General features: G+C 71.6%; 24 protein-coding genes. 4 read left to right on the top strand and 20 right to left on the bottom strand.

Annotation, left to right across the window (positions count from 1 at the left end; all coding sequences use genetic code 11):
* Nucleotides 1–82 precede the first annotated feature (82 nt).
* From ACWEOH_RS11665 to ACWEOH_RS11625, 9 genes are all read right to left on the bottom strand, one after another.
* Nucleotides 83–2218 (bottom strand): acyl-CoA dehydrogenase family protein, encoded by a 2136-nt coding sequence (locus ACWEOH_RS11665; protein WP_452031089.1) that lies wholly within the window; start codon nucleotides 2216–2218, stop codon nucleotides 83–85.
* Between the two features lie 244 nt (nucleotides 2219–2462).
* Nucleotides 2463–2864, bottom strand: a complete 402-nt coding sequence (locus ACWEOH_RS11660) for a DUF7144 family membrane protein (RefSeq protein ID WP_452031087.1) — start codon at nucleotides 2862–2864, stop codon at nucleotides 2463–2465.
* A gap of 54 nt (nucleotides 2865–2918) precedes the next feature.
* A complete protein-coding gene (locus tag ACWEOH_RS11655; RefSeq protein ID WP_452031085.1) occupies nucleotides 2919–3356 on the bottom strand; it encodes a hypothetical protein in 438 nt (145 codons plus the stop codon).
* A 156-nt stretch (nucleotides 3357–3512) separates the two neighbouring features.
* Complete coding sequence (locus tag ACWEOH_RS11650) at nucleotides 3513–3944, bottom strand: hypothetical protein (RefSeq protein WP_452031083.1); 432 nt, start codon at nucleotides 3942–3944, stop codon at nucleotides 3513–3515.
* 79 nt (nucleotides 3945–4023) lie between these two features.
* Nucleotides 4024–6054 (bottom strand): DNA helicase RecQ, encoded by a 2031-nt coding sequence (recQ, locus tag ACWEOH_RS11645; protein ID WP_452031082.1) that lies wholly within the window; start codon nucleotides 6052–6054, stop codon nucleotides 4024–4026.
* A 108-nt stretch (nucleotides 6055–6162) separates the two neighbouring features.
* Complete coding sequence (locus ACWEOH_RS11640; RefSeq protein ID WP_452031080.1) at nucleotides 6163–6816, bottom strand: copper resistance CopC family protein; 654 nt, start codon at nucleotides 6814–6816, stop codon at nucleotides 6163–6165.
* Complete coding sequence (locus ACWEOH_RS11635) at nucleotides 6816–7514, bottom strand: YcnI family copper-binding membrane protein (RefSeq protein ID WP_452031078.1); 699 nt, start codon at nucleotides 7512–7514, stop codon at nucleotides 6816–6818. Before ACWEOH_RS11635 ends, ACWEOH_RS11640 begins: the two co-directional genes overlap by 1 nt.
* An 83-nt stretch (nucleotides 7515–7597) precedes the next feature.
* Nucleotides 7598–8134, bottom strand: coding sequence for a hypothetical protein (locus ACWEOH_RS11630; RefSeq protein WP_452031076.1), 537 nt, complete (start codon nucleotides 8132–8134; stop codon nucleotides 7598–7600).
* Nucleotides 8135–8270: 136 nt separating this feature from the next.
* The gene (locus ACWEOH_RS11625; RefSeq protein ID WP_452031074.1) at nucleotides 8271–11960 is read right to left on the bottom strand and encodes an ExeM/NucH family extracellular endonuclease; all 3690 of its coding nucleotides are present in this window, start codon (nucleotides 11958–11960) and stop codon (nucleotides 8271–8273) included.
* A gap of 250 nt (nucleotides 11961–12210) precedes the next feature.
* On the opposite strand from ACWEOH_RS11625, the gene ACWEOH_RS11620 reads away from it, so the two are divergent.
* Nucleotides 12211–13137, top strand: coding sequence for an EamA family transporter (locus ACWEOH_RS11620; protein ID WP_452031072.1), 927 nt, complete (start codon nucleotides 12211–12213; stop codon nucleotides 13135–13137).
* 50 nt (nucleotides 13138–13187) lie between these two features.
* Here ACWEOH_RS11620 and ACWEOH_RS11615 read toward each other — a convergent pair whose 3' ends face one another.
* The 3 genes from ACWEOH_RS11615 to ACWEOH_RS11605 form a co-directional block, all read right to left on the bottom strand.
* Nucleotides 13188–15665: a DEAD/DEAH box helicase gene (locus ACWEOH_RS11615; RefSeq protein ID WP_452031921.1), complete on the bottom strand. Its 2478-nt coding sequence runs from the start codon at nucleotides 15663–15665 to the stop codon at nucleotides 13188–13190.
* 90 nt (nucleotides 15666–15755) lie between these two features.
* A complete protein-coding gene (locus tag ACWEOH_RS11610) occupies nucleotides 15756–16469 on the bottom strand; it encodes an LGFP repeat-containing protein (protein WP_452031070.1) in 714 nt (237 codons plus the stop codon).
* Nucleotides 16470–16759: 290 nt separating this feature from the next.
* Nucleotides 16760–17359, bottom strand: a complete 600-nt coding sequence (locus tag ACWEOH_RS11605; protein WP_452031068.1) for a TetR/AcrR family transcriptional regulator — start codon at nucleotides 17357–17359, stop codon at nucleotides 16760–16762.
* A gap of 97 nt (nucleotides 17360–17456) precedes the next feature.
* Between ACWEOH_RS11605 and ACWEOH_RS11600 the strand changes: the two genes are divergently transcribed.
* Nucleotides 17457–17786 carry a hypothetical protein gene (locus tag ACWEOH_RS11600; RefSeq protein ID WP_452031067.1) on the top strand — a complete coding sequence of 110 codons (330 nt, stop codon included), beginning with the start codon at nucleotides 17457–17459 and terminating at the stop codon, nucleotides 17784–17786.
* 66 nt (nucleotides 17787–17852) lie between these two features.
* Here ACWEOH_RS11600 and ACWEOH_RS11595 read toward each other — a convergent pair whose 3' ends face one another.
* Nucleotides 17853–18632 (bottom strand): DUF1353 domain-containing protein, encoded by a 780-nt coding sequence (locus ACWEOH_RS11595; RefSeq protein ID WP_452031065.1) that lies wholly within the window; start codon nucleotides 18630–18632, stop codon nucleotides 17853–17855.
* Nucleotides 18633–18708: 76 nt separating this feature from the next.
* Complete coding sequence (locus tag ACWEOH_RS11590; RefSeq protein ID WP_452031063.1) at nucleotides 18709–19629, bottom strand: AEC family transporter; 921 nt, start codon at nucleotides 19627–19629, stop codon at nucleotides 18709–18711.
* A 208-nt stretch (nucleotides 19630–19837) separates the two neighbouring features.
* Between ACWEOH_RS11590 and ACWEOH_RS11585 the strand changes: the two genes are divergently transcribed.
* On the top strand, nucleotides 19838–20305 hold the full coding sequence (locus ACWEOH_RS11585; RefSeq protein ID WP_452031062.1) for an aromatic ring-opening dioxygenase LigA: 468 nt from the start codon (nucleotides 19838–19840) through the stop codon (nucleotides 20303–20305).
* Between the two features lie 14 nt (nucleotides 20306–20319).
* On the top strand, nucleotides 20320–22725 hold the full coding sequence (locus ACWEOH_RS11580) for a phosphoketolase family protein (protein ID WP_452031060.1): 2406 nt from the start codon (nucleotides 20320–20322) through the stop codon (nucleotides 22723–22725).
* An 18-nt stretch (nucleotides 22726–22743) separates the two neighbouring features.
* Here ACWEOH_RS11580 and ACWEOH_RS11575 read toward each other — a convergent pair whose 3' ends face one another.
* The 6 genes from ACWEOH_RS11575 to ACWEOH_RS11550 all read right to left on the bottom strand — a co-directional run bounded on the left by ACWEOH_RS11575 (nucleotide 22744) and on the right by ACWEOH_RS11550 (nucleotide 26886).
* Complete coding sequence (locus tag ACWEOH_RS11575; protein WP_452031058.1) at nucleotides 22744–23733, bottom strand: aldo/keto reductase; 990 nt, start codon at nucleotides 23731–23733, stop codon at nucleotides 22744–22746.
* A 94-nt stretch (nucleotides 23734–23827) separates the two neighbouring features.
* Nucleotides 23828–24688, bottom strand: coding sequence for a PhzF family phenazine biosynthesis protein (locus ACWEOH_RS11570; RefSeq protein ID WP_452031056.1), 861 nt, complete (start codon nucleotides 24686–24688; stop codon nucleotides 23828–23830).
* Nucleotides 24685–25290 (bottom strand): hypothetical protein, encoded by a 606-nt coding sequence (locus tag ACWEOH_RS11565; RefSeq protein ID WP_452031054.1) that lies wholly within the window; start codon nucleotides 25288–25290, stop codon nucleotides 24685–24687. Before ACWEOH_RS11565 ends, ACWEOH_RS11570 begins: the two co-directional genes overlap by 4 nt.
* A gap of 211 nt (nucleotides 25291–25501) precedes the next feature.
* A complete protein-coding gene (locus ACWEOH_RS11560) occupies nucleotides 25502–25942 on the bottom strand; it encodes a VOC family protein (RefSeq protein WP_452031052.1) in 441 nt (146 codons plus the stop codon).
* A gap of 72 nt (nucleotides 25943–26014) precedes the next feature.
* Entirely contained in the window at nucleotides 26015–26488 is a 474-nt protein-coding gene (locus ACWEOH_RS11555; RefSeq protein WP_452031050.1) for an SRPBCC family protein, read from the bottom strand.
* Entirely contained in the window at nucleotides 26485–26886 is a 402-nt protein-coding gene (locus tag ACWEOH_RS11550) for an ArsR/SmtB family transcription factor (RefSeq protein ID WP_452031048.1), read from the bottom strand. Before ACWEOH_RS11550 ends, ACWEOH_RS11555 begins: the two co-directional genes overlap by 4 nt.
* Between the last annotated feature and the right edge of the window lie 61 nt (nucleotides 26887–26947).

Genomic DNA, 26947 nt, shown 5'->3' with positions numbered 1-26947 from the left:
CGCAGCGCGACGCGTATCGAGATCGGTCGCCAGGTCTCGATACGCGTCCGCCTCCGGCGGGCGCTACTCGACCACCGGTGAACTACTTCTTCGAGTTCTTCTCCGGTGCGGGCAGCGTGCCCGCCGCGCGGCGCTTCGCGTAGTACGCGCGCGCCTCGTCCTGGCGCTCGAGCTCGGCACCCGACGCGATGCTCGCACGCAGGTGCTCGGGCGCGAAGCCGAACGCGTCGACGAGGTCCTGCGCGTGCGGGCGCAGGCGCTCGACGAGCCGGTCGATGTAGGCCGTGACGGCCTGTGCGCGCTGCGGCGAGAGGCGCCCGTGCATGAGGTACCACGCGAGGTGCTTCTCGACGAGGCCGAGGCCGAACAGGTCGCGCACCCACGTGAGCACCCGCTTGGTGCCCGGGTCGGTCGTCTTGGCGAGGCCGCGCGTGAACGCCTCCCACTGCAGCAGCTCGGCGTGCGCCCGGGCGGCCTCGATGAGCTCGTTCTGGTTGCGGTTGAACGCGGCCGCTGAGTCCGCCTTCGGCAGCTTGCGCGCATCGCGGAGCCGGCCCGCGATCTCGGCGATCATGGTCTCGACGCGGCCGGTGAGCAGCTCGCGCTGGGTCTCCTCGTCGCGGAGCTCCGAGACCGAGCGGGCCGTCGACCCGAAGTCGGCGATCGTCTGCGCGAGCCGGCGCAGGCCGGAGCCGTGGTACGCGCGGTCGGCCGTCTGCGCGACGACGTAGCGCGCGAGCGCGCCGGCGTCGGCGTTCGCGAACTGCTTCGAGTAGTCCGTGAGCAGGCGCTTGGCGACGAGCTGGAGCAGCACGTTGTTGTCGCCCTCGAACGTCACGTAGATGTCGAGGTCCTGGCGCAGGCCCACGATGCGGTTCTCGGCGAGGAACCCGGCGCCGCCGCAGGCCTCGCGGGCCTCCTGCAGGGTCTCGAGGGCGTGCCACGTCGAGAGCGGCTTCAGCGCGGCGGCGATGGTCTCGAGGTCCTGCCGGTCGTCGTCGGTGTCGGCCTTGCCCGAGAACACCGCGTCGAACTTCACGAGGAACTCGTCGTGCGCGAAGACCTGCGCGTACGTCGTGGCGAGCTTCGGGAGGAGCCGGCGCTGGTGACGCTGGTAGTCGAGCAGCACCTCCTCGTCGACGTCGCTCGCGGCGTTGAACTGGCGGCGCTGGTTGCCATAGGTGATCGCGATGTCGAGGCCCATCGCCGCGGCGATGGTCGACGCACCGTCGAGCGACACGCGACCCTGCACGAGCGTGCCGAGCATCGTGAAGAAGCGACGGCCGGGGCTCGCGATGGGGCTCGTGTACGTGCCGTCGACCGCGACGTCGCCGTAGCGGTTGAGGAGGTTCTCGCGCGGGACGCGCACCTCGGTGAAGTGCAGGCGGCCGTTGTCGATGCCGTTCAGGCCGCCTTTGAGGCCGTCGTCCTCGCCGCCGATGCCGGGCAGGAACTCGCCCTGCTCGTCGCGGATCGGCACGTAGAACGCGTGCACGCCGTGGTTCACGCCCTTGGTGACGAGCTGGGCGAACACCACCGCTGCGATGCCGTGCACAGCCGCGTTGCCGAGGTAGTCCTTCCAGGCGCCGCGGAACGGCGTGTGGATCACGAACTCCTCGGTCTCGGGGTCGTAGGTCGCCGTGGTGCCGATGGCCGCGACGTCGGAGCCGTGCCCGGTCTCGGTCATCGCGAAGGCGCCGGGCACCTCGAGGCTCATGATGCCCGGTAGCCACTTCTCGTGGTGCGGGGTCGTGCCGAGGTGCAGCACCGCGGCGCCGAAGAGGCCCCACTGCACGCCCGACTTGATCTGCAGGCTGGGGTCGGCGAGCACGAGCTCCTCGAACGCGGCGATGTTGCCGCCGTGGTCCTCCTCGCCGCCGAGCTCCTTCGGGAACGCCTTGTGCACGGCGCCCGACTCGACGAGTCGCTTGAGCTGCCCGAGCACGCGCTCGCGGTGCTCCTCCATGGACTGGCCGTCGATGCGCTGGTACTCGGGCTCCGCCGCGCGGGCGCGGGCCGCGAGCCGGATCTCGGGCCACGTGCCGAGGAGCTGGTGCGCGAGCTGCTCGACGTCGATGCGCGGCGAGTCGGGCTGCGCCGCGGCGGGCGGCGCCTGGATGGGCGCGGCGGACTGGTCGCGCGCGGGCGTCGCGGGAACGGTGGCGGCGGTCGTGTCGCCGGTGGTCTTCGAGGAAGTAGGGGTTGCCGTGTCAACCATCGTCGGTTCTGTCCTTCGCTGTTCGGCGGGCTGCCGTTCCACGCTAGGACGCCCTCACGAGGGCCGGAAACGAGGCGTCCGCCGCCTACAAACGGCGCGCGGGACCCCTCGGACGGGGCTGTCGGGACCCTACAAACGCGCGTCGACCGCGCGTTGCAGTGTCCACAAGCGGATGCCGCGGCATCCGTGCCCCGCGACGGCGACGATGGGCGGATGCCGCGGCATCCGCCCATCGGACCGCGGTTCAGCTGCGGAAGAAGGCGCTCGCCCGGCGCGTCCAGAGCAGGGCGATGATCACGAGCGAGATGGCCACGCCGACGTACTCGCCGATCGCACCGGCCGGGTACGCGATCGCGAAGAAGATCGAGATGATGATCGAGATCACCTCGAAGACCGTGATCACGACCCGGGCCCAGCTGCGGCCTCGCATGAGGCTGACGGCCACGACGATGAGGATGGCGCCGACGAGGATCGCGCCGATCGCGAACAGGATGAGCTGACTGGCGCCGCCGAACTGCTCGACGGTCGACGCGATGCTCGTCTGGAACAGCAAGATCGTGCCGCCCAGGATGTCGAGCGCACCGCCGATCCAGGTCAACACTGCGACGAGCGTCACCCCGCCGGGACGCGCGACGGAATTCGACATGATGACTCCCCCACCTCGTCGGCGCCGCCAGGACGCGGCGCGCCTGGTGCGATGCTAGCGCTTGGCACGCTCCTTGGCGCGGGCCGTCGCGTTGAAGTAGGCGCTCGCGGGGCGCGTCCAGAGCAGGATGAGCACGATCGCGGAGAGCGCGACGTTCGCCCACTCCCCGACCGGGTTGCCCATCCACGCCACCGCGAGGAAGAGCGACTTGATGAGCGACAGCGCTCGCACGACGGTCACGATCATGCGCGCGACCCAGTTGCCGGTCCACAGGCCGAACGAGAGGGCCACCACGATGGCGCCGAGGATCATCGACCCGATCGAGGCGGCCAGCACGCCGCCCGACCCGCCGAACGCGGCGTTCACCGTGGGATCGTTCGCCTGGAAGATCAGCAGGATGCCCGAGATGATGTCGTACACGCCCGAGATGAACGCCACGACCGCGACGATCGAGACGACGACCGGCCGCTTGACCTCTACAGAATCCGTCATGATGCGCACCCCATTCGCTTCGGGAGACGCGACCACTGCGTCCCGTGAGGCCGATGCTAGCGCGGTGGCGGATGCCGCGGCGAGGGCGCGCGGCATCCGCCGGCCGATGGCGATCTCGACGGCTCGGTGCGGCGGAATTGTCGCTTGGTTTTGAGCTCAGGCGGTGGGTTCGTCGGGCGCGAGGCCCTTGAAGTAGCGGCTCGCCTCCCCCGACCACAGCAGGAAGAGCAGGGCGATCGCGAGGAGGGCGCTGAGGATCTCGCTCGGGAGCAGCGCCGGGTTGACGACGGCGAGCCAGATCGACTGCGCCAGCGAGACCACCTGCACGACGGTCGCGGCGATCCGGGCGGTCGCGTTCCCGCGCAGCAGGCCGAAGGCGATGATGATGATCGCCGCGCCGAGCAGCAGCGAGAAGATCGCGGCGGTCACCACCAGCCCGGAGCCACCCATCCGTTCGACGACCTCGGGGTCCAGCTGCACGGCGAGCAGCATGATGCCCGCGATCACGTCGATGATGCCGGCGATGATCGAGAGCGCCGCCACGATCGTGACGCCGAGCGGCCGTTTCGTCGCGAACTGGTCTGACATGGCACTCCCTCGGTCGGGCGAACGGATGCCGCGGCGAACCGCGCTTGCCGCGATCCTAGCGGGGCAGCCGACGGCCGGGCTATGCCGCAGCGACCACCGCGAGGATCGCTTCGCCGTAGGCCTCGCGCTTCTTCGCGCCGATGCCCGTGATGCCGTCGAGGTCGCCGAGGTTCGCGGGCCGCGCAACGGCGACGGCGCGAAGCGTGGCGTCGCCGAACACGATGTAGGCGGGAACGCCCTGCTCGCGCGCCTCCCCCGCGCGCCACGCCCGCAGCGCCTCGAAGAGCTCGGCCTGGGCCGGCTCGAGGTCGGCCGCTGCCGGGGCCGCCTTCTGCCCGCGCGAGCGCGCCGCTCGCTCGGGCTCGGTGCGGAGCATGACCGTGCGCCCGCCCGACAGCACGTCGGACGCGGAATCGGTGATCGCGAGGGTGCCGTACTCGCCGTGGGTCTCGAGGAGGCCCTGCGCGAGCAGCTGCCGCACGACGCCGCGCCACTGCTGCTCGCTCAGGTCGTCGCCGATCGACCAGGTCGCCAGCGCGTCGTGCCCGTACTGGCGCACGCGGGGGGTCTCCTTGCCGCGCAGGATGTCGATGAGGTGGCCGGCGCCGAAGCGCTGCCGCCGCTCGCGCTGCAGCCGAACGATCGTCGACATGAGCTTCTGCGCCGGGACCGTGCCGTCCCATGCGGCCGGCGGCTCGAGGCATGTGTCGCAGTTGCCGCAGGGATCGCTGCGCTCGCCGAAGTACGCGAGCAGGTTCTGCCGGCGGCACTGCACGGTCTCGCACAGGGCGAGCATCGCGTCGAGGTGCTGGGACAAGCGACGACGGTGCGCGAGGTCGCCGGGGCTCTCGTCGATCATGCGACGCTGCTGCACGACGTCTTGCAGCCCGTAGGCGAGCCAGGCCGTGGCGGGCGCACCATCGCGGCCTGCTCGACCGGTCTCCTGGTAGTAGCCCTCGACCGACTTCGGCAGGTCGACGTGCGCGACGAAGCGCACGTCGGGCTTGTCGATGCCCATGCCGAACGCGATGGTCGCGACCACGACGACGCCGTCCTCCCGGAGGAAGCGCTCCTGTGTGCGACGCCGGACGCCCGCCTCGAGGCCCGCGTGGTACGGCAGCGCATTCACCCCGTTCTGGGCGAGGAACGCGGCGATCTTCTCAGTGCTCGCGCGGGAGAGCGCGTAGACGATGCCCGAGACCGGGGCGCCGGAGGCATCCATGCCCTCGCTGCGGATGACGTCGAGCAGCTGGCGGCGCACCTCGAGCTTGGGCGCGATGCGGTACTGGATGTTGGGCCGATCGAAGCTCGAGACGAAGTGCTTCGCGCCGTCGAGCGAGAGGCGGGTCGTGATCTCGCGGTGCGTCGCCTCGGTGGCCGTGGCGGTGAGCGCGATGCGCGGCACGTCGGGCCAGCGATCGGCGAGCTCGGACAGGGCGAGGTAGTCGGGCCGGAAGTCGTGGCCCCACTGCGACACGCAGTGCGCCTCGTCGATCGCGAACAGGGCGATGCGGCCGCCCTCGAGGAACCGCTTGACGGGCTCGGCGTTGAGGCGCTCGGGGGCGATGTAGAGCAGGTCGAGCTCGCCGGCGAGGTAGGCCCGCTCCACCTCGGCGCGCTCGGCCGGCAGCTGGCTCGAGTTGAGGTAGGCGGCTCGCACGCCGTTGCGCACGAGGGCGTCGACCTGGTCGTGCATGAGCGCGATGAGCGGCGAGACCACGATGCCCGTGCCCTCGCGCAGCAGCGCGGGGATCTGGTAGCAGAGGCTCTTGCCGCCGCCCGTGGGCATGAGCACGACGGCGTCGCCGCCGCCGGTGACCTGCTCGATGATCGCCGCCTGCTCGCCGCGGAAAGTGTCGTAGCCGAACACCGTGTGGAGCGCCTCGTCGGCGGTCGCGAACCGGGCGGGTGCGGGGCGCACCGCGTGGGCCCGGGTGCCGGAGCGGCCTGCGATCGGGGCGTCGGTCGGCGGGACCCAGCCCGGCTCGGCGGCCGGCGGCCTCCCATCGTCGGGGGGCGGCGGAGCCCACTCGTCGTCTGGCGGCGGAGCGAGCTCATCGGGATCCCAGGGGACCTCCTCGGGGCCGTGGGATTCCGCGTTCCAGCTCACCCGTCGAGTGTAACGAGCACCCCCGACGGGTGAGCCGGAACCCTCCCGAGCCCGGCGGCCGGCTCCGGCTGCCGGGCTGGGGAGGACGGGTTCAGGCGAGCACGGCGGTCACGCCCTCCGGCGGACGACGAGCCAGGTGACGATCGCGGCGACCGCGGCGAGCAGTACCCCGCCGACGATCCAGAGCGCGTCGAGCGGTGCCGCGGATGCCGCGTCACTCGACTCGTCGGGCGCCTCGGACTCGTCCGCGGACTCGGTCGCCTCGGGCTCGGCGGCCGTCGATGCGCTGCCGCAGGCGCCCGGCTCGTCGGATCCCTCGGCGAGCGCGATGCCGTCGACGGGCTGCCACGTGAACGCCCACGTGCCCGAGATCGGGTGCCCGTCGGTGGAGACCACGCGCCAGGTCACGGTGTACTCGCCGGGTTCGCCGAGCTGCGTCTGCGTGGTGGCGACGGGACCGTCGACCACGGCGCATCCGTCGCCGTAGTACCGGCCGTCGGGACCCTGCACCTGGATGACGGAGCCGCCCTCGACGTCGAGCAGGGCCTCGTTCGTCTCGAGCGAGACCGTGCCGGGTTGCGCGGTGACGACCGCGCCCTTGGCGGGCGTCGTCGCCACGACGTAGTTGTGCGCCGACGCCGGCAGGGCGGGCAGCAGGGCGAGGGCCGCGGATGCCGCGACGACCGCCGCGAGCCGGCCCAGCCGCGCCGCGCCGTGACGCCGCCTCGCTGCCGGCCGCGGCACCGCACCCGTCGGCGACATCACGCCCCCGACCGCGGACGACGCGCGGCGAGCGCGAGCACGATGCCCACGACGCCGACGACGAGGCCGCCGATGCCGAGCACGCGGGCCACGGTGTCGGCGTCGTCCGACGTGGCCGCGACCTCCTCGGTGCCTTCGGCGTGGCCGTCGCCGTGCTCGTCGGCGGCTGCCTCGTCGGTCGCGGCGCCGTGACCGTGCTCGTCGCCCGTCGACTCGGTCACGACGATGGCGGGTGCCGGGCTCTCGGGCTCCTCCTCGCCCTCCTCGGCGACCTGGTTCCAGTTCGTCTCGCCGACCTCGCAGGTCTGCAGCACGGGGAATGCGAGCGTCTCGCCGGCCGCGTCCTCGGGCAGCTGCAGCGAGAGCTCGATGGTGTCGCGGTAGCCGTCCTGCACCGGCGTGATCGCGGTGTAGACGACCTGCGAGGTGCGGTCGCCGTCGGCGACCTTCTCGATCGTGTAATTCGGGTTGAGCGTCGGCGCGACGCTCGCGATCGACTCGGGGATGTCGATCGCGATCGCGGTGGTCGGCGAGCCTTCGCAGCCGTGGCTGTACGCGAACGTCAGCACGGTGTAGCTGCCGGCGGCGGTGCCGCTGGGTGTCACGGTCACGTGGGCGCTGGCGGCGAGCGGGACGGCCGCGAGCGCGAGGACGGCGCCGCCGGCGAGGCCGGCGGCGGAGAGGCGTGCGATGCGCATGATGGGATGCTTTCGTGTTCGGTGCGGGCGCGCGCGTGCGCGAGGTGTCCGCAAGGAAGGAGAGGTGGGAAGCGTCGGCCGCGTCAGGATGCGGCGACGGCGTTCGGCGGACCTCTCGATCCCAGCCCCGAGACCAGGAGCAGCGCGGCGAAGCGCGGCCGCGGCGCGTCCGCGAGCAGCGAGAACGTCGGAGGGACGATCGGCACCGGGATCGTCGTGAGTCGGCGCACGACGACGCGGAGCGCACGCCGTACCGCGTCGAACACCCGGTCGCCGGCCACGAGCGCGGCGAGCGTCAGCGCGGCGGCCGCGAGGTGCGCGAGCGGCATCCAGGCGTTTCCATGGTCGACGGATGCCGCGGGCACGCTGAGGTGCGCAGACGCATGTCCGCTCCGCATCGACGGGGTCGACGGTGTGCCGATCGCGTACGTGAGGTGCAGGACGCCCTGGGCGACGAGGGCGGAGACAGCGGTGCGCAGCATCCTCGCCCGAGCGCCCGAGAGCACCATGGCGAGCGGCGCGGAGAAGGCGAGCGCGAGCACGAGGGCGACGGGCCCCGGGGGCGCCCCGCCGCCGATGGTGTGCGCCAGGGCGGCCACAAAGGTCGCGAACACGGCCACGGCCGTTCCGCGTGCAACTCGTGCGCCCCGGGAGATCACCCGATCAGCCTAACCGGCGCGGCTGATCGCGAACGGGGCACAAGCGGACGGGAACGGCCCCGGGCTCGCGCCCGGGGCCGTTCTCTGTATCGACCGACTACCCGACGTTGAGCACGAACGAGCTCGTCGTTCCCGTCGTCGGCACCGTGATGTCGAACCGCGTGGGTCCGGAGGTGCCGGCCGGAATCGTGAACTCGACCGTGGCCTTGCCGATCTCGTCGACCGTCGGGGTGAAGGTTCGGTCGACGGGCGAGGTGTCGAGCTGGGTGCCGCCGAACGACACCACGACCGTTTCGGCAGCGGGCTCGGTGCGGCTGAAGTCGAGCGATGACAGGTTCACCGTCACCAGCTCGCCCGGCGCGTACGTGCCGTCGCCGGCCGCCTGCACGCCGACGGCGCGCTGGGCGTTGTCAGGCGTGATGGAGCCGAACTCCTTGAAGTAGTCGACCATCGACTCGAGGTCGATCTTGCCGCTGTCCGCCTTGTTGGTACCCAGCGCGAGGGTGAAGAAGTTGTCTCCACCTGCCGCGAGGAACGAGTTGGCGCCGACCGAGTAGGTCGCGGCGGGATCGATCGGGACGCCGTTCAAGAGCATCTCGGTGACTCGGTTGCCCACAGGACCAGCCGGGTTGTAGGTGTACTCGAGCTCCTTGTTCACGCCGAGCTTGAGGAACGGACGCGTCGCACCCGCGGGCTGCCACTGCTCCTCGAGCACCTGCTTGACCTGCGCCCCGGTGAGGTTCAGCGTCACCAGCGTGTTGGCGAACGGCTGGACGTCGGCCGCCTCGCGATAGGTGACCTCACCGCCGGCGAGGTCCGCGCGCAGGCCGCCCGGATTCATGAACGCGATGTCCACGTCGCGGGTGCCGTCCTCGTTCAGCGACCAGAGCTGCACGTCGGCAACCAGGTTGCCGAGCGTGGACTCGCCACCTCGGTTCTCGGGCAGCGACTGGCCGGGAATCGGCGCCGAAGCCACGGCGCGGCCGAAGTCCGCCGTCGCGGTGCCGAGCACGACGCTGCCGAGCTCATTGGCCTTCGCCACTGCCGCGTCGACGATCGGCTTCACGGCCGGGTCGTCGGGGTAGAGCGCCGTCGTGCCGTCCATCAGGTTGAAGATCTCGTTGTTCATGGTGAACGTCTTGGTCTTCTTGTCGTACGTGATGTCCATCTTCGAGAACCGCTCGCCGTACTGGCCGCTCGAGATGACCGGCATCGGCGCGTGCTTGAACTGCGTCGAGTCCTTGTCGGTGATCACGTGGTTGTAGGCGAGGTGCGTGTGGCCCGAGACGATGGCGTCGACGTTCTGGTTCACGCCGAGCACGATCTTGCCGAAGCGCGACGCGGGGTCGACCGCATCCGGCTTGTTGGTCGTCGCCGCACCCTCGTGCACGAGGAGCACGACGATGTCGGCCTCGCCGTTTCCGCCGTTGCCGTCGCTCAGCTGGTTCGCGACGCGGTTGGCGGCCTCGGTCGGGTCGCCCACCGTGATGTCCGCGATCCCGTCAGGGCTCACGAGCGAGGGCAGCTCATCGGTGACCGCACCCACGAAACCGATGCGGACCCCCTCGAACTCCTGGATGAAGTACTCCGGCAACGCCGGGATCTTGGTGCCCTTCTCGTAGATGTTGGCGCCGAGGTACTCCCAGAGGGCGAGCGGCATGACTCGATCGGTGAGGTCGGCGAAGCCCTGGTCGAACTCGTGGTTGCCCACGGAGCTGACGTCGAGCCCGGCCGCGTTCAGCGACTCGATCGTCGGCACGTCCTGCTGGATGAAGGACGTGAACGTCGACGCGCCGATCATGTCACCTGCAGCGGCGAAGATCGTGTTGGGGTTGGCCGCACGGATCTGCTTGACCGCGGACGACAGCGCGGCGATGCCGCCGGACGGCGCCGACTGCTCGATGCGACCGTGGAAGTCGTTCACGGTCACGAGGTCGATGTCCACCTTGGTGCTCGCGTTCGGCGAGCCGACACCCACGACGATCGGGTCGTGGTCGCTCGAGCGGTACGGGGTCCCGGCCTCGGCGGCCGTTCCCCAGTACTCGCGCTGCTGCCACTCGGGCGAGTTGATCGGCCAGACGCCGACACCGGCCACCCGGTCGGTCGCCGCGGGCGACGCGATCACGTGGTCGAGCGAGCCGAGCTCTCCGTCGAAGGTGTAGGTGTACTGGCCGCGAGCCTTGGCGAAGGCGAGGTCGGTCCAACCGGCCTTCGCGAAGACCTGGACCGGGTCCTCCTTGGAGTACGCGTTGAAGTCGCCCACGAGGTAGACCGCGTTCTTCTTCCCCTCGGAGAGGGTGTTCGCGAACTCCAGCAGGTCATTCGCCTGCTCGACGCGCTCGTCGTTGAAGGCGTCCTGGCCCTGCTGCGGTGTCGGGTCGGTGCCGCTCTTCGACTTGAAGTGGTTCGCGACGACGGTCAGGAACGACTTGCCGTACTTGAAGGTCTGGGCGATCGGCTCACGCGCGATGTCCCACACGGCCTCGTCGATGATCGTCTGCGCCTCGCCCGACGGCTTCACCACGGCGGGCTTGAAGATGATCGCGTTGGTGATGAAGTCGGTGATCGCGGCGTCGTGCAGCGCGGCGGGCGTGCGCACGTAGTCCCACACCTTCGAGCCTGCGTCGGCGTTGAGGCCCGCGACGAGATCGGCGAGCGCCTCGTCGGGCGCCTCACCGAGCTTCACCGAGTTCTCGATCTCCTGGAGCGCGACGACGTCGGCGTCCAGGCCGTTGATCGCCTCGACGATCTTCGACTTCTGGATCGCGAACTCCTCGGCGTTCGCGGCACCGCGGGCTTCGGGGTTGTCGTCGCTGAACGTCGTGAAGTAGTTGAGCACGTTGAACGCGGCGACGGTCACGTCGCCGCCCACCGCCGGCGCGGTCAGGCCCGGGCGCGTGTTGACCGCGGTGAACGTCGGCTTCAGGTTCGCGGGGCTCGCGTCGTTGATCGGCAACGGCGGCTGCACGCGCCAGTTGCTGAACCCGAAGCTCAGGACGCCCCCACCAGTCGGGAAGGTCACGTTGTCGCCGTTGCGTACGACGAGCTCCTTGGTGAAGTAGGGCTGGCCGCCGGGGTGCCTGGCGTCGGAGGTGTTCACGTCCCATCCGTCGTCGAGGATCAGGCGGGCGTTGTTGTTCGCGGCCGTGATGTTGTTGGCGGCAGTCGTCGTGGGAGCCTGCTGCTCGAACGCCTCGACCGGCATTGCGCCGCCCGCGCTCGTCCACAGCTCGCCGAAGTTCTGCAGGTTGTGGCTCGAGACGACCCGGAAGGTACCGGTCGGGTGCACGAGCATGCCCTCGAACGCCTCCCGCGCAGAGCCGAGCACGGTCGCGGCCAGGTTGGTCGGCGCGAGCGCCCCGAAGCCGGCCTGCACGACCTCAACCGAGGCGCCGGCACCCGAGGCGTTGACCCGGGTGACCGAGCCGGACTCCTGCGCCACGCCCGTCGCGCGCACGAGGTCGCCGATGGCGAACGACGGCGTGGCCGCGGTGCCGACGAGGACGAAGATGCCGTCGGATGCGCCCGGCGTCGTATCGGGACCCGGCGTCTGGATGTAGAAGCCCCGGTAGCTGCCGTCGACGCGGTGGTCGGCGGTCACGACGCCCTCGACCGTCACGGTCTGGTTCGCGACCGGCGTCGCGGTCCCGGTGCCCTGCACCGCCGCGATCGTGTGCGAGACCGGGACGGCGTGCGCTGCTGGCGCGGAGAGGACTCCCGCCACCAGGGCGCCGGCCGCGGCGACCGCCACGGCTGACAGACGTTGAACGGTGCTGCGACGTGGCATGACTCTCCTCTGATCCCCACTGCCTCATAGATGCGCCATGCGGGGACTCAGGCTCGACGACGGTGTCGGGTCGGGTTCGCAGGGAGCACTGCCCGTAGCCTAAGCACCCCTTCCGACGCTGCCAAGGGGTTTCCGTTGCTTCGTACGCCGGTTTTCATGCGGTGTTCACGGATCGCGCGCAGATGTGCACCATAGGCCCCGCCCCCTGCTCGGATGAGCACGCGAGCGCCGCCATTACGCTGGAACGACCATGCTCACCGCCGTCTTCTCGCTCGCCGGAGCGCTCGTCTTCGGCGCGGCCGACTTCCTCGGCGGTCTCGCCGCGAAGCGCGTGAGCTCCATCCTCGCCACGGCCGTCGCGTCGCTGACCGGATTCGTGCTGCTCCTCGCGGCCCTCCCGCTCCTCGGCGGCACCTGGACCGACGACGACCTGCTCTGGAGCGTGCTCTCGGGCATCGCCGGCGCCGTGGCGATCTCACTGCTCTACGCATGCCTCGCGATCGGGCCGATGAGCATCCTCTCCCCGCTCACCGCCCTCGTCTCGGCGGTCGTGCCGATGGTGTGGGGGCTCGTCGTCGGCGGCGAGCGGTTCGCGACGCTCGGCTACTGGGCGCTCGGGCTCGCGCTCGTCGCGGTGGTGCTGGTGGGGTTCGTGCCCGAGCGCGGCGCCGTGCGACCGAGCCTGCGCGGCATCCTCATGGCCATCGGGTCGGGGATCGCGATCGGCACGTTCTTCATCACGATCGACCAGACGTCGGAGGAGAGCGGCGTCCTCCCGCTCCTCGTCAACCGCGTCGTGAACGGCGCCATCATGTTCGCCGTGCTCGGCGTGCTGGCGCTCATCGGCGTCGCTCGCCGTCGTCGTCGCGACGAGCCGAGGGCCGAGCGGATGCCGCGGCCGACGTCGATCGGCGCCGCCGTCGCGCCGGTGCGCAGCACGACCGCGGCGGGCGTGCAGCTGGCGATCGCGTGCGGCGCCGTCGACGTCGTGGCGAACGGACTGCTGCTCGTCGGCATCCGCGCCGGCGACCTCTCGGTGGCGGCGGTGCTCGGCGCGATGTACCCGGCGGGCACGATCCTGCTCGCCGCGCTCGTGCTCAAGGAGCGCATCGCGCCCGTGCAATGGGTCGGCCTCGTGCTCGCGCTGACCGCCGCGGGGATGCTCGCGGTCGCGTAGTCGGGTCTTCGGACTCGTCCGTATCCGGCGGGCGCTCCTCGACCGACGGGCTACAGCCGTACGACCTCGGTCACCCGCACGACCGCGGCGCCCTCCTCGGCCGACGCCTCGAGGTCGATCTCCGCGCGGATGCGCCAGTCGTGGTCGCCCGCGGGGTCGTCGATCACCTGCTCGACCCGCCACAGGCCGCTCGCGGCATCCGATTCGTCGATCGTGACAAGTCGCGGCGAGCGCGCCGGACCGCCCGTGAGGATCTCGTCGTGCTCGCCGTAGTAGCGGTCGAGCGCGTCGGGCCAGCCGACGTCGGGGTCGAGCTCGGCGAGCTCCTCGTCGCGCTCGAGCGCCGCGAGCTGCACGCGCCGGAACAGCTCGTTGCGCACGAGCACCGTGAAGGCGCGGCGATTCGTGACGACCGAGGGCGGCGCCGGCGGCACGACGGCCTGCTCGTCCTCGGGCAGGTGCGACGTGGGGTCGACGAGCTCGGCCCACTCGTCGACGAGGCTCGAATCGACCTGCCGCACGAGCTCGCCGAGCCACTCGATGATGTCGAGCAGCTCCTCGTCCTTCGCATCGCTCGGCACCGTCTGGCGGACCGCCCGGAACGCGTCGGAGAGGTACCGCAGCACCAGCCCCTCGCTGCGCTGCAGCTGGTAGAAGGAGACGTACTCGCCGAACGACATGCTGCGCTCGAACATGTCGCGCACCACCGCCTTCGGCGAGAGCTCGAAGTCGCGCACCCACGGCTGGCTCGAGGCGAACGTCTCGAACGTGACGGCGAGCAGCTCGTCGAGCGGCTTCGGCCAGGTCACCTCCTCGAGCAGCGCCATGCGCTCGTCGTACTCGATGCCGTCGCGCTTCATCGCGGCGACGGCCTCGCCGCGCGCCTTGTACTGCTGCTGCGAGAGGATCGGCCGCGGGTCGTCGAGCGTCGACTCGATGATGCTCACGACGTCGAGCGCGTAGTGCCCCGTGCCCTGCTCGCTCGTCTCGGGATCGAGCAGCTCGATCGCCGCGAGCGCGAACGGCGACAGCGGCTGGTTGAGCGCGAAGTTCGGCTGCAGGTCGACCGTGAGCCGCAGGTCGGCGAGTCGTCCGGGCGCGGTCGGCTCGAGGATCTCGACCACGCCCGCCACCTTCAGCGTCCGCAGGATCTCGAGCGCGCGGCGGGCGAGCTCGTACTGCCTGGCGCGCGACTGGTGATTGTCGAAGACGAGCGATCGGATGCCGCCGACGACGTCGCCGCCCCGCCCGATCACGTTGATGAGCATCGCCGCCGTCAGCTGCAGCTGCGGCACGAGCGCCTCGGGCTCCGCGGCGACGAGCCGCTCGAACGAGCCCTCGCCCCAGGTCACGAACCCGGCGGGCGCCTTCTTGCGCACGACCTTCTTGAGCTTCTTCGGATCGTCGCCGGCCTTGCGCACCGCGACCTCGTTCTCGATCTCGTGGTCGGGCGCGAGCACGACGACGGTGCCGGCCGTGTCGTAGCCGGCGCGGCCGGCGCGCCCTGCGATCTGGTGGAACTCGCGGGCGGTGAGCTGCCGCATCCGCTGGCCGTCGTACTTCGAGAGCGCCGTGATGAGCACGGTGCGGATCGGCACGTTGATGCCGACGCCGAGCGTGTCGGTGCCGCAGATGACCCGGAGGAGCCCGCGCTGCGCGAGCGTCTCGACCAGCCGTCGGTACCGCGGGAGCATGCCCGCGTGGTGCACGCCGATGCCCGCCCGTACCAGCCGCGAGAGGGTCTTGCCGAACCCGGTCGTGAACCGGAACCCGCCGATCGCCTCGGCGATCTCGTCGCGCTGCTCCCGCGACACGACCCGGATCGAGGAGAGTGCCTGCGCGCGCTCCATCGCCGCGGCCTGCGAGAAGTGCACGATGTAGACGGGGGCGAGCCGGGTGTCGAGCAGCTCCTCGACGGTCTCCTGCACGGGCGTCTTCGCGTACGAGAAGTGGAGCGGCACCGGTCGATCGACGCCCGTGACCCGGGCGGTGTCGCGGCCGGTTCGGCGGGCGAGGTCGTCGGCGATGGCGGTGACGTCGCCGAGCGTCGCGGACATCAGCACGAACTGCACGCGCGGCAGCGTGATGAGCGGCACCTGCCACGCCCAGCCGCGCTCGGGGTCGCCGTAGTAGTGGAACTCGTCCATGACGACCTGGTCGACGGCGGCGTCAGCGCCGTGCCGGAGGGCCAGGTTCGCGAGGATCTCGGCCGTGCAGCAGATGATCGGGGCATCCGGATTGACCGAGCTGTCACCCGTGACCATGCCCACGTTCTGCGCGCCGAAGATCTCGACGAGCTGGAAGAACTTCTCGCTCACGAGCGCCTTGATCGGCGCCGTGTAGTAGCTGCGACCGCCATGGGCGACGGATGCCGCGTGCGCAGCGACCGCGACGAGCGACTTGCCCGTGCCGGTCGGGGTCGACAGGATCACGTTCGCGCCCGAGACGATCTCGATGACCGCCTCGTCCTGCGCGGGATAGAGCGAGAAGCCCCGGCCGGCGGCCCACTCCACGAACGCGTCGTACATCGCGTCGGCGTCGTACGGGCGCGGGGCGAGGTCGAGGAGCGGCGCGGTCACCCGACCGAGTCTGTCATGCGGCCGAGCGGGGGCGCGCCGCTACGCCTGCGGCGCGAACGCGGTGCGCAGCCGTCCGACCGCGTCGCGGTCGGCCGCGTCGAGCGCGGCGTCGGCGTCGGCGACGGTGATCTCGGGCCCGCGCGACGGCGACCAGGCGATGGTGCCGTGCTCGAAGCATCCGCTCATCGCCCCGGTCGCCGGGTCCACGAGCACGTCGGCGACGGGCAGGCCCAGGTTCGAGCGCTCCCAGCCGAGCAGTGCCCAGATGTCGCGCACCATGCCGTGCACGATGGCGGCGCCGTGGCGGGACGTCCGGTAGATCGAGCCGCCCTCGAAGTGCGCGAAGCCGCCGGCGTCGAGCGACAGCCCGCCGAGGCGCTGCTCGTCGGTCGTCGGCAGGCCGAGGAACGACCGCTCGCCGCCGACCGCCTGCCAGCGCTCGGCGATCTCGCCGTGCACCTCGTGCGCGCCCGTGCGCTCCGACCAGTACACCGCGCCGTGCTCGTACCCGCGGCGGTACACGTCGGCGTCGCCGAGCTGCGTGTGCAGCGTGACGGCCTCGCCGAGCCACGTGTGCTCGGCGCGCTTGGCGCTGATGGCCGGGACGGCGATGAGCAGCCGGTTGGCCGGGTCGTACCGCACCGCGGTGCGGAAGTCGGTCCAGCTCACCGCGCGATCGAGCCGCTTCGGCAGCAGGGCGGCGTGCGCCGGTCGGGACTGCGTGAGGCGCTCGGCGCGCGTGGTGTGGTCCATTGGTGCTCCGCTCGTCGGTCCGGACTCGTCGCGGCCGGTCGTGTGTGCGCTCGTCGTGTGCGCTGGTGGGCTGGTGGTCCCGGTGATTCCGGGGAGAACGGGGGGAGCCGGTCGCACCCGAGGTGCCGACCGGCTCTCCGGTCGCCGTCCGCGGTGACAGTTCCCCCTGCGGTCCGCGGCTCGACGACCGGTTCCCACGCTACGGACGCCCCGAACGGCGGGCATCAGGGTTATCACTGAACCTCGCCGACGCGGGCGATGGATGCGCGGCGAGGTGCCGAGCGTGCGGCTCAGGCGGCGGACGCCGCGGCGTCGATCGCCTCGCGGGCGAGCGCCGACGCTGACGCGACGAGCACCGCGCGACGGCGCGTCGCCCGGTCGGAGTGGCCGTCGACGAGGAACGCGTCGAGGTGCCCGAGCACGGGCCACGCGTTCACGAGCGACACGATCGTGAGCAGGAGCTCGCCGGCCGTCTCGCGGTCGACGCCCGGCAGCAGCTCGCGGAACCGCTCGACCTTCTGCTCGTGGTAGGCCGCGCGCGCCGCGTCGGCCACGGTCGCCGCGCCGCGCTCGAGCCCCTCCCAGAAGACGAGGCGGGGGATGACCCCGTCGACGAGGTGGTGGTCGAACAGGCGGCCGGCGTAGTCGCCCACGGCCTCGGCGCCGACGCCGCGCATGGGGACCTCGTCCATCGACGTGCGGAGCCGAGCGGCGAGCACGGCCGCGAACAGGTCGTCCTTCTTGCCGAAGTACTGGTAGATCCGCTCCTTGTTGACGCCCGCGGCCGCGGCGATGCGGTCGACTCGCGCACCGGCCAGCCCGTGCTCGCTGAACTCGGCGGTCGCGGCATCCAGCAGCAGTCGCTTGGTGCGCTCGGTGTCCCAGGCCATGCACCCAGTGTAGCAATCTCCAACCGAACAGTTGCGAATTCAATCGGGACGTGGTTCAATTACAACCGTTCAGTTGGAAATGACCTGAGGAGTCGCCATGACCACCGCCCCCACCCCCGTCGTCGAGGCCGCCGCGCCCACGACCTCCGCGCCGACGACCGCCGCGCACCTTGCCGCGCCCGCGACCGCGCGCGCCGTCCCCACCCCGCCGTCGGTGCACGTGCGCGCCGTCATCACGTGGCTCGCGATCTTCCCGCTCGTCGCCGTCGGCATGCTGCTCATCGCCCCGATCGCGGAGTCGTGGCATCCGGTGCTGCGGGCCTTCGTGCTCACGCTCGTCGTCGTGCCGCTTGCCGTCTACCTCGTCGTTCCGCAGCTCATGCGCGCATACGTCGCGCTGCGCCGCCGTCGCACCGCGCGCTCGTGAGAAGGGCGCTTGATCCGGCGATCGAGCGACCACGAGCGCGCGGTCAGGCGTCGCCCCCGCGTCGAGTCACCGTGATCTGACGGGCGGCAGCGCCGTCGGTCGCACCACGTCCCGTGGGTCGCCGCCCGCGAGCACCTCGACGAGCGCCTCGACGAGGCGGAACGGCACGAGCGCGACGAGGTGCAGCGCGAGCAGCGGGCCGAGCACCGCGAGCGACCCCGAGAGCAGCAGCACGAGCGTCGCGAGGCCCGCGGCCGCCCACGCCGACCCGGCGAGCGCGACAGCAGGCAGGGCGAGCAGCCACCACGGGTTCCAGAACGCGGCGACGGATGCCCCGACGACGACGATCGCGCCGACGATCACCTGCACGAGCAGCAGCACGCCCGCCGCCCCGCCGAACTGCCGCTCGCGGTCGACGGCGACCCACGCCCACATCAGCCACGACCGCAGCACGGGGACGCGCTGCTCGCGGAGGGCGGTGCGGAAGACGCGGTCGTCCTCGCGGCGCTGCACGAGCGTGGCACGTCGATCGCCGAGCTCCACCGCGTCGAGCGAGAGCTCGTCGTGCAGGATGGCCGGCGCGGACTGGCGACCGTAGCTCGCGATGAAGCTCCACATCCACATGGGCACCGACGCCAGGTCGGTCACGCCGTGCGTTGCCGGCTCCGGCACGCCGGGGTCGGGCAGGGGCGCGCGCGGCGCGCGAGCGGGCACCGTGTACCGGCGCCCCGACACCGGGTCGTCGTAGACGAAGCCGGCTCGCACCTCGAAGCGGTAGCCGTCGGCGGGGCGCTGGGCGAGCAGCAGCTCGCCGAGGGGCTGCCCGTCGTCGGTGCGGAACGGCATGCGGTCTCCTTCGCTCGCGAGGTCGCGCACGCCCGTGGGTCGGCGAGCGCGCTCGCGACCATCCTGCCGCGTGCGGTCAGCCGAGCAGCAGCGCCACCGCGAAGAGCACCGGGACCGATCCCATCGTGGTGACGAAGACCGTGTCGCGGGCCACGACCTCGGCCGTCTCGTACCGCTGCGCGAAGACGAACACGTTCTGCGCCGTCGGCAGCGCGGCGAGCACGGTGACGGCGTAGAGCTCGATGCCGTCGAGCCCGAACGCGAACCGCCCGAGCGCCCACGCGGCGAGCGGCATGGCCACGAGCTTCAGCGTCGCGGCGAGGAGCACGTCGCGGCGGCCGGTGCCCGGCTCGAGGAGCCGCTGGCCGTGCAGCGAGAGGCCATAGGCGATGAGCATGAGCGGCACCGCGGCGTGGCCGATGAGCTCGATCGGCTCGAGCACGTACGCGGGCAGCTCCAGACCCGTGACGGCCACCAGGACGCCGAGCAGCGAGCCGACGATGATCGGGTTGGTGAACGTCGACCGCACGATCTCCCACGCCGACGCGCGACCCTCGACCTTCGCGCCGAGCACCGCGAGCGCGATCGGGGCGAAGAGCAGCAGCTGGAGGAGCACGACGGGTGCCGACCAGGCGGCGTCGCCGAGCATGTAGACGGCGATCGGGATGCCGAAGTTGTTGCCGTTGACGTACCCCGAGGCGAGGGAGCCGATCACGGTCTGGGCCAGCGTGCGCCGCCAGGCGAGCAGCGCGACGAGGGCGAAGACCGCCATCATCGCGACGGCCGTCATCGCCGAGACGGGCAGGAGCGCCGAGAACAGCGCGCCGACGTCCGCCGTCGCGAGCACCGAGAAGAGCAGGAACGGCGCCAGCACGTTGAAGTTCAGGCGGGCGAGCACGGGCCTCGCCTCGGGCGGGAGCACCCCGGTGCGCGCCGCCAGCCAGCCGACGAAGACGGCGAGGGCGATGACCGCGAAGCCGGTCAGGATGCCGATCACGCGCGCACGCCCTGACGCGGTGCACGGGACGGGCGGATCATCGCCACGAGCCTACCGGCGCGCGCACGACTCGGACGTCCCTCGCCCTCGACGCCGACGTGGAGCATCGCCCCGGGACCGGGACTTTCGTCCTTCCGCCCGACCGGCGCCGCCCGATACGCTGCCCCCGAGGGCGGGAATCGCCCCCGACTGGGAGGGGGAACAAGCCATGAGCGGACAGGTGGACGACACCCAACGCACCACGACCGAGCAGCCGCGCCGAGGCGGCGGCGGCTCCCGATTCACCGGCATCGTCGGCATCATCATCGGCGCGCTGATGATCCTCGGCGGCGTCGCCGCCTGGATCGGCGTGACGACCCAGTTGGCCGAGGAGAACATCGTCGTCAGCGACGACGCCGCGTTCGCGCAGGGCCAGCAGGTGCTCGACCCGATCACCGCATGGGCCCAGGCCGAGGTCATCCAGAAGCACGCGCTCGAGGCGACCGGGGGCAAGACCTACGCCGAGCTCGACCAGGACGACCCGCTGCGCGAGACGGCGGCGACCGCCTCGTACCTGCGCACCTCGCTGTTCACGTCGATCGTCGCGTTCGGCGTGGCGCTCCTCGCCGCCGGCACGGGCGTGATCGCCGTGCTCTACGGCTGGTCGTTGCTCGCACTCGGGAGGCGGCCGGTCTGAGCGGCGGCGACGACATGGCGTCGAGCGGCGGGGCATCCGTCGCCCTCGAGGTCGTCGACGCGTGGTGGCGCGCGGCGAACTACCTGAGCGTGGGCCAGATCTACCTGATGCGGAACCCGCTGCTCGACCGCCCGCTCGAGCCCGACGACGTCAAGCCCCGCCTGCTCGGGCACTGGGGCACGTCCCCCGGGCTGAACCTCGTCTACGCGCACCTCAACCGCGCGATCGTCGAACGCGGCACGCCGACGCTGTACGTGTGCGGGCCGGGTCACGGAGGCCCGGCGATGGTCGCGAACACGTGGCTCGACGGCACGTACTCCGAGCTGTTCCCGGCGATCACGTCCGACCGGCCGGGCATGGAGAAGCTGTTCCGCCAGTTCTCGTTCCCCGGCGGCATCCCGTCGCACGCGGCGCCCGAGACACCCGGCTCGATCAACGAGGGCGGCGAGCTCGGGTACTCGCTCATGCACGCGTTCGGCGCGGCGCTCGACAACCCGGGCCTCGTGGTGGCGTGCGTCATCGGCGACGGCGAGGCCGAGACCGGGCCGCTCGCCGCGAGCTGGCGCGGGCACTCGTTCCTGAATCCGGTCACCGACGGAGCGGTGCTGCCGATCCTGCACCTCAACGGCTACAAGATCGCGAACCCGACGCTGCTCGCGCGAATACCCGAGGCGGAGCTCGTCGACTTCTTCCGCGGCAACGGCTACGAGCCGCTGCTCGTCACGGGCGGCTTCGACGGTGAAGACCACATGGCCGTGCACGGCCGCCTCGCCGACGCGATCGACGTCGCCTACGAGCGCATCGGCGCGATCCGGGCGGATGCCGCGGCCGGCGCGTTCGACGTGAACGCCGCGCGCTGGCCCGCCATCGTGCTGCGCACGCCCAAGGGCTGGACCGGCCCGGGCGTGGTCGACGGGGTGCAGGTGGAGGGCACGTTCCACGCCCACCAGGTGCCGCTCGCCGAGGTGCGCGAGAACCCCGAGCACCTCGCGATGCTCGAGGCCTGGCTCCGCTCGTACCGCCCCGAGGAGCTCTTCGACGCCGACGGGCGTCCCGTCGCCGACCTCGACCTGCTGCGCCCCCGCGGCGAGCTGCGGATGAGCGCGACCCCCGTGGCGAACGCCGGCATCGTGCGGCCGCTCGACCTGCCGCCGACCGAGGACTTCGCCGTCGACGTCGACCCCGGCGATCGCGGCGACTCCGCCGAGTCGACGCGGGTGTTCGGCGACTGGCTCGCCGAGCTCATGCGACGCAATCCCGACGACGTGCGGCTCTTCGGCCCCGACGAGGTGCTCTCGAACCGGCTCGGCGCGGTGTTCGACGTGACGAAGCGGGTGTGGGCGGAGTCGCTGCATCCGCTCGACGAGCACCTGGCCCGGTCGGGCCGTGTGACGGAGGCGCTCAGCGAGCACCTCATGCAGGGCATGCTCGAGGGCTACCTGCTCACCGGCCGGCACGGGCTCATCACGAGCTACGAGGCGTTCATCCACATCGTCGACTCGATGTTCAACCAGCACGCGAAGTGGCTCGAGTCCGCGACGCACGTGCCATGGCGCGGCGACCTCGCCTCGCTCAACTACCTGCTGTCGTCGCACGTGTGGCGGCAGGACCACAACGGGTTCTCGCATCAGGACCCGGGATTCCTCAACGTGGTCGTGAACAAGCAGGCCGACGTCGTGCGCGTGTACCTGCCGCCCGACGCGAACACCCTGCTCGTCGTCATGCGCCACGTGTTCGACACGCAGAACCGGGTGAACGTCATCGTGGCGGGCAAGCAGCCGGCGCCGCAGTGGATGACGCACGCCGAGGCCGAGGCGCATGTCGAGCAGGGGGTCGGCATCTGGGCCGAGGCGAGCAACGAGCCCGGGTACGACGCAGCCGACCCCGCGGCATCCGTGCCCGACGTCGTGCTTGCCTGCGCGGGCGACGTGCCGACCATGGAGACCGTCGCGGCCGCGCTGCTGCTGCGCGAGCGGCTGCCCGACCTGCGCGTGCGCGTGGTGAACGTCGTCGACCTCATGCGGCTGCAGGATCCGTCGCACCATCCGCACGGGCTCAACGACCTCGCGTTCGACGCGATCTTCACGAAGGACCGGCCCGTGGTCTTCGCGTTCCACGGGTATCCGTCGCTCATCCACCAGCTCGCGTACCGGCGCACCAACCACAAGAACCTGCACGTGCGCGGCTTCGTCGAGAAGGGCACCACGACCACGCCGTTCGACATGCTGCACCTCAACGACCTCGATCGCTACCGGCTCGCGCTCGACGTGATCCACCGCGTGCCGGGGCTCGCCGAGCGACCCGGCGTGGCCGAGATCGCCGACGAGTGGCACGCGGCGCGGGCCGCTGCGCGCGAGTACGCGTACGAGCACGGCATCGACCCCGACTGGGTCACCGGCTGGGAGTACGAGTCGCGCTGAGGTGCGCCGCGGGCTCGCCTACCAGCGGTCGTGCACGAGCGGGCGGATGTCGCGGTCGTAGAGCTCGCGCACTTGCGCCTGGAACGATGCCGGCAGCTCGAGCGAGCCCGCGTCCGCGTTCGCCCGCGCCTGCTCGGGGCTGCGCGCGCCCGGGATGACCGAGCTCACGCCGTCCTGCGCGGCGACCCACGCGAGCGCGACCTGCGCGGCCGTGGCGTCAGGCGCGGCCTGGCGCGCGAGCTCGGTGAACTCGGATGCCGCGCGCACGCCGGTCGCATAGTCGACGCCCGAGAACGTCTCGCCGACGTCGAACGACTCGCCGTGCCGGTTGAAGCTGCGGTGGTCGTTCGCCGGGAACTCGGTCTCGAGCGTGTAGCGCCCCGAGAGCAGTCCGCTCGCGAGCGGGACGCGCGCGATGATGCCGACGCCGTTCGCGCGGGCGGCGGGCAGCACGTCGTCGAGCGGCTTCAGGCGGAACGCGTTGAGGATGATCTGCACGCTCGCCACCCGCGGACGCGCGATCGCCGTGAGCGCCTCCTCGACCGTCTCGACGCTCACGCCGTAGTCGGCGATGGCGCCCTCGTCGACGAGCGTGTCGAGCGCGTCGAACACCCGGTCGTCGGCGTACACCGAGGTCGGCGGGCAGTGCAGCTGCACGAGGTCGAGCGTGTCGATGCCGAGGTTGGCGCGCGAGCGGTCGGTCCAGGCGCGGAAGTGATCGAGCGAGTAGTTGGCGTGCTCCTGCGGCATCCGCCGGCCCATCTTCGTGGCCACCGTCACGCCCGAGCCGGGGTGCTCGCGCAGCCAGCGCCCGATCAGCGTCTCGCTGCGGCCGTCGCCGTAGACGTCGGCGGTGTCGAAGAACGTGACGCCCGACTCGTGGGCAGCGTCGAGCACGGCGAGCGCGTCGGCCTCGTCGACGTCGCCCCAGTCGGCGCCGAGCTGCCAGGTGCCGAGGCCGATCGCGGAGACGGTGCGGCCGGTGCGGCCGAGGGTGCGGGTCTGCATGCGATCGAGCCTAGCCGCGAGCTCGGAAGGCGGTTGCCGGGATCGCGACGCCGGCCGGGTGCCGCTGCTGCTCGACGGATGCCGCGCCCGCGCGTCAGCGGATCGCCACCGCCCGCCCGCTCACGACGATGCCGCCCTGCTCGGGGATGTCGACGATGAGCCGCCCGGGGCGTCCGACGTGCCGGCCCTGCTCGATCACCACGCGCGCGGGCGGACGCACCGCGCCGATCCCCCGCAGGTAGCCGCCGACCGCGGCGGCGGCCGAGCCGGTCGCAGGGTCCTCGGCGATGCGGCCGACGGGGAAGATGTTGCGCGCCTCGAAGTGCAGGGCGCCCTCCGCGGCATCCGACACCCGATGCAGCACGGCGATGGTGAGCGGCCAGCCCTGCGCGTCGATGAACGCGCGCATGGCGCCGGGGTCGAAGCCGAAGTCGTCGAACACGTGCGAGTCGGCGATGACGATGATCGGGTGCCAGGCGCCGGCGGATGCCAGCCGGGGCGGGTAGCGCTCGTCGAGGTGGGTGCGATCGACGCCGATGAGCTCGAGCAGGGCGTCGAGCGCGAACTCGGGGAAGTGCGCGACGTCGGTGTCGACGCTCGTGAAGGCCGCACGCAGGCCGTTGCCGTCGTCGCGGGTCTCGATCACGATCTCGCCGACGGGCGTGGCGAACCGGACGACGCCGGGGCCCTCGCGCTCGGCGATGGCGACCGCCGCGGCGATGGTCGCGTGCCCGCAGAACGGCACCTCGGAGATCGGCGAGAAGTAGCGCACGGTGCGCACGTCGCCCTCGTGAGCCGTCACGAAGGCGGTCTCGGAGTAGTCGACCTCGGTCGCGATCGCCTGCATGGCCGCATCGTCGAGCGTCGACGCGTCGAGCACGATGCCCGCCGGGTTGCCGCCCTCGGGATCGTCGGCGAACGCGGTGTACCGCAGGACCCTGGGCTCCGAGCTCATGACGCCTTCGTCGGCGAGTAGCGCGTGGCCGACCAGTCGTCGGCGACCGCGCTGACCTTCGTATCGCGCCACCCGGCGCCGCGCAGCACGGCGCGCACGGCGTTGTCGCCGGGCGCGGTGCTCGCGCGGCCCTTGCCGTGCACGACCCACACGTGCGAGGCGATGCCGCACTCGCGGAACCACGCGGGCAGCGACTCGAGCTCCCCGTCGTTGTGCACGACGACCACGACCACGTCGGCCTCCCATGGGGGCACCCGCATGGCGCCGGCCAGGGCGTCGTCGAGCTCGTGCAGTGGCAGCGCGCCTCGCACTGCGACCGTCTCGCCGTCGGACACCCCGAGCTTCTCGGCGAGCGACGGCGGCGGCGTGGTGAGCGCCGTCGCCCACGTCGGCGCCGCCGCGCCCAGCTCGAACCGGTACATCCGCCCGTCGGCCTCGAACGACACCACGCCGTCGGCCGCCTCGACATGCGACCACGCCGAACGGGGCACGCGCGCCCGGCGCTCGCCCGAGATCTGCAATCCAGCGGCCTCGAGGTGCAGCGTCACGGATGCTGCGGTTCCGTGCTCGCCGATCCAGGTCGCCTTCGCCTGCCTCCCCATTCAGAACCCCCCGGATCATGATCGCTGCGGACGCGGCTCGATGCAATGGTTCGGCGGTCGGATGTCGCGGGGTTTCCACGCGGGATCGGGGGAGGCGGCGCGAACGCGCGGGCGAGGGCGCAGACGAGCGGATGCCGCGGGCCGATCCTCTCGTGGGGGATGGGCTCGCGGCATCCGCTGCGGGGTGCGGCAGGCCTGGTCGGCCGCGCCGTCAGCCCTCCTGCTCGGCGCCGAAGCGCTGGCGGGCGTCGAGCGGGATGAGCGGCCGCTCGCCGCGCGCCTTGATCTGCTGCACGGCCCACGTGTTGCCGTCGGGATCGGCGAACCCGAAGAAGGTGCCGCCGTCGCGCTCGTCGAACACGGTGATCTCGCTGCATTCGATGCCGCGGGAGATGAGCTCCTCGCGTGCGGCGGCCGCGTCGGCGACGACGAGCTGCAGCCCGCGCATCGAGCCCGGCGCCATCTCGCGCTGGGAGGGCAGGTCGCCGATCACGATCGAGCAGCCGGATCCGCGCGGGGTGAGTTGCACGACGTGCATGTGCTCGTTGCGCGTGTCGTGGTCGAGGTCGAATCCGACCTGGTCGCGGTAGAACGCGACGGACCGGTCGATGTCGGTGACGGGGAGGAGGACGACCTCGAGGGTCCAGTCCATGGTGTGCTCCGTTTCTCGTGGCGTCTCGGTCGGTGCGGGTCGGCGCGAGGCGATCGCGCCGGTGGGTGCTGGTCAGGCGGCGAGGATCGCGTCGAGGCGCTCGAAGCCCTCGCGCAGGCCGATCTCCATGCCCGACTCGACCATGCCGTCGCGTGCCTCGACGCTCGGGTAGGTCGACCAGCCGCGGAGCCGGGTGCGGCCGTCGCCGAGGTCCTCGAAGGTCATGCTCTCGACGGCGACCACGTCGGGCACGCCCTCGAACTCGAAGGTCTGCACGGCGAACTCGTTGTCGCGCACCGTGTGGAACGTGCCGTTGAACCGGTACTCCTCGCCGTCGGGGCTGCGGTGCACGTAGCGGTAGCCGCCCTGGGTCGTGAAGTCCCAGCGCTCGACGTCCATCTCGTAGCCGTTCGGTCCGAGCCACTGCTTCACCAGCTCGGGCTCGGCGTGGGCGCGGAAGACGGCCTCGACGGGCGCGTCGAACTCGCGGATGATCTCGATGAAGGGGAGCCCCTCGGGGGCGTTGATGGTGACGGGGTTCGTCATGGTTCCGTCGCTTCCTGTGCGGCCCCGGTGTTCGGGGCTTCGGTGTCGGATGCCGCGGCGTCCGTGCCGTGGCCGGTGAGCAGCGCGTCCAGGTTGCGGAACTGCCGCTCGTGGATCAGCCGGTAGCGGTCGATCCATGCGGTGAGCGCCTCGAGCTGCGCCGCATCCAGGTGCACGGGCCGGCGCTGCGCGTCGCGCGTGCGCGTCACGAGCCCCGCCTGCTCGAGCACCTGGATGTGCTTCGAGACCGCCTGCTTGGTGATCTCGAACGGCTCGGCCAGTTCGTTGACCGTCGCCGGGCCCCGGCTGAGCCGGGCGATGATGCGGCGGCGCACCGGGTCGGCGAGGGCCATGAAGGCCCGGTTGAGGCGGTCGTCGGCGCTCGGGTCGTAGATCATGGCCGCCTCCTTTGTCAACTCGATGCTTGATCAATCATTTGATTGATTACGAGAGTACGCC

The sequence above is a fragment of the Agromyces sp. NPDC004153 genome, assembly GCF_053603635.1.
The sequence above is the reverse complement of the archived record's forward strand: the minus strand, read 5'-3'. Positions and strand labels throughout refer to the sequence as shown.

Excerpts from the sequence above, each read along its gene's own strand:
- ACWEOH_RS11665 (WP_452031089.1), bottom strand. The coding sequence starts at position 2,218 with ATGGTTGACACGGCAACCCCTACTTCCTCGAAGACCACCGGCGACACG.
- ACWEOH_RS11660 (WP_452031087.1), bottom strand. The coding sequence starts at position 2,864 with ATGTCGAATTCCGTCGCGCGTCCCGGCGGGGTGACGCTCGTCGCAGTG.
- ACWEOH_RS11655 (WP_452031085.1), bottom strand. The coding sequence starts at position 3,356 with ATGACGGATTCTGTAGAGGTCAAGCGGCCGGTCGTCGTCTCGATCGTC.
- ACWEOH_RS11650 (WP_452031083.1), bottom strand. The coding sequence starts at position 3,944 with ATGTCAGACCAGTTCGCGACGAAACGGCCGCTCGGCGTCACGATCGTG.
- ACWEOH_RS11640 (WP_452031080.1), bottom strand. The coding sequence starts at position 6,816 with ATGTCGCCGACGGGTGCGGTGCCGCGGCCGGCAGCGAGGCGGCGTCAC.
- ACWEOH_RS11635 (WP_452031078.1), bottom strand. The coding sequence starts at position 7,514 with ATGCGCATCGCACGCCTCTCCGCCGCCGGCCTCGCCGGCGGCGCCGTC.
- ACWEOH_RS11625 (WP_452031074.1), bottom strand. The coding sequence starts at position 11,960 with ATGCCACGTCGCAGCACCGTTCAACGTCTGTCAGCCGTGGCGGTCGCC.
- ACWEOH_RS11620 (WP_452031072.1), top strand. The coding sequence starts at position 12,211 with ATGCTCACCGCCGTCTTCTCGCTCGCCGGAGCGCTCGTCTTCGGCGCG.
- ACWEOH_RS11615 (WP_452031921.1), bottom strand. The coding sequence starts at position 15,665 with ATGTACGACGCGTTCGTGGAGTGGGCCGCCGGCCGGGGCTTCTCGCTC.
- ACWEOH_RS11610 (WP_452031070.1), bottom strand. The coding sequence starts at position 16,469 with ATGGACCACACCACGCGCGCCGAGCGCCTCACGCAGTCCCGACCGGCG.
- ACWEOH_RS11605 (WP_452031068.1), bottom strand. The coding sequence starts at position 17,359 with ATGGCCTGGGACACCGAGCGCACCAAGCGACTGCTGCTGGATGCCGCG.
- ACWEOH_RS11600 (WP_452031067.1), top strand. The coding sequence starts at position 17,457 with ATGACCACCGCCCCCACCCCCGTCGTCGAGGCCGCCGCGCCCACGACC.
- ACWEOH_RS11595 (WP_452031065.1), bottom strand. The coding sequence starts at position 18,632 with ATGCCGTTCCGCACCGACGACGGGCAGCCCCTCGGCGAGCTGCTGCTC.
- ACWEOH_RS11585 (WP_452031062.1), top strand. The coding sequence starts at position 19,838 with ATGAGCGGACAGGTGGACGACACCCAACGCACCACGACCGAGCAGCCG.
- ACWEOH_RS11580 (WP_452031060.1), top strand. The coding sequence starts at position 20,320 with ATGGCGTCGAGCGGCGGGGCATCCGTCGCCCTCGAGGTCGTCGACGCG.
- ACWEOH_RS11575 (WP_452031058.1), bottom strand. The coding sequence starts at position 23,733 with ATGCAGACCCGCACCCTCGGCCGCACCGGCCGCACCGTCTCCGCGATC.
- ACWEOH_RS11570 (WP_452031056.1), bottom strand. The coding sequence starts at position 24,688 with ATGAGCTCGGAGCCCAGGGTCCTGCGGTACACCGCGTTCGCCGACGAT.
- ACWEOH_RS11565 (WP_452031054.1), bottom strand. The coding sequence starts at position 25,290 with ATGGGGAGGCAGGCGAAGGCGACCTGGATCGGCGAGCACGGAACCGCA.
- ACWEOH_RS11560 (WP_452031052.1), bottom strand. The coding sequence starts at position 25,942 with ATGGACTGGACCCTCGAGGTCGTCCTCCTCCCCGTCACCGACATCGAC.
- ACWEOH_RS11555 (WP_452031050.1), bottom strand. The coding sequence starts at position 26,488 with ATGACGAACCCCGTCACCATCAACGCCCCCGAGGGGCTCCCCTTCATC.
- ACWEOH_RS11550 (WP_452031048.1), bottom strand. The coding sequence starts at position 26,886 with ATGATCTACGACCCGAGCGCCGACGACCGCCTCAACCGGGCCTTCATG.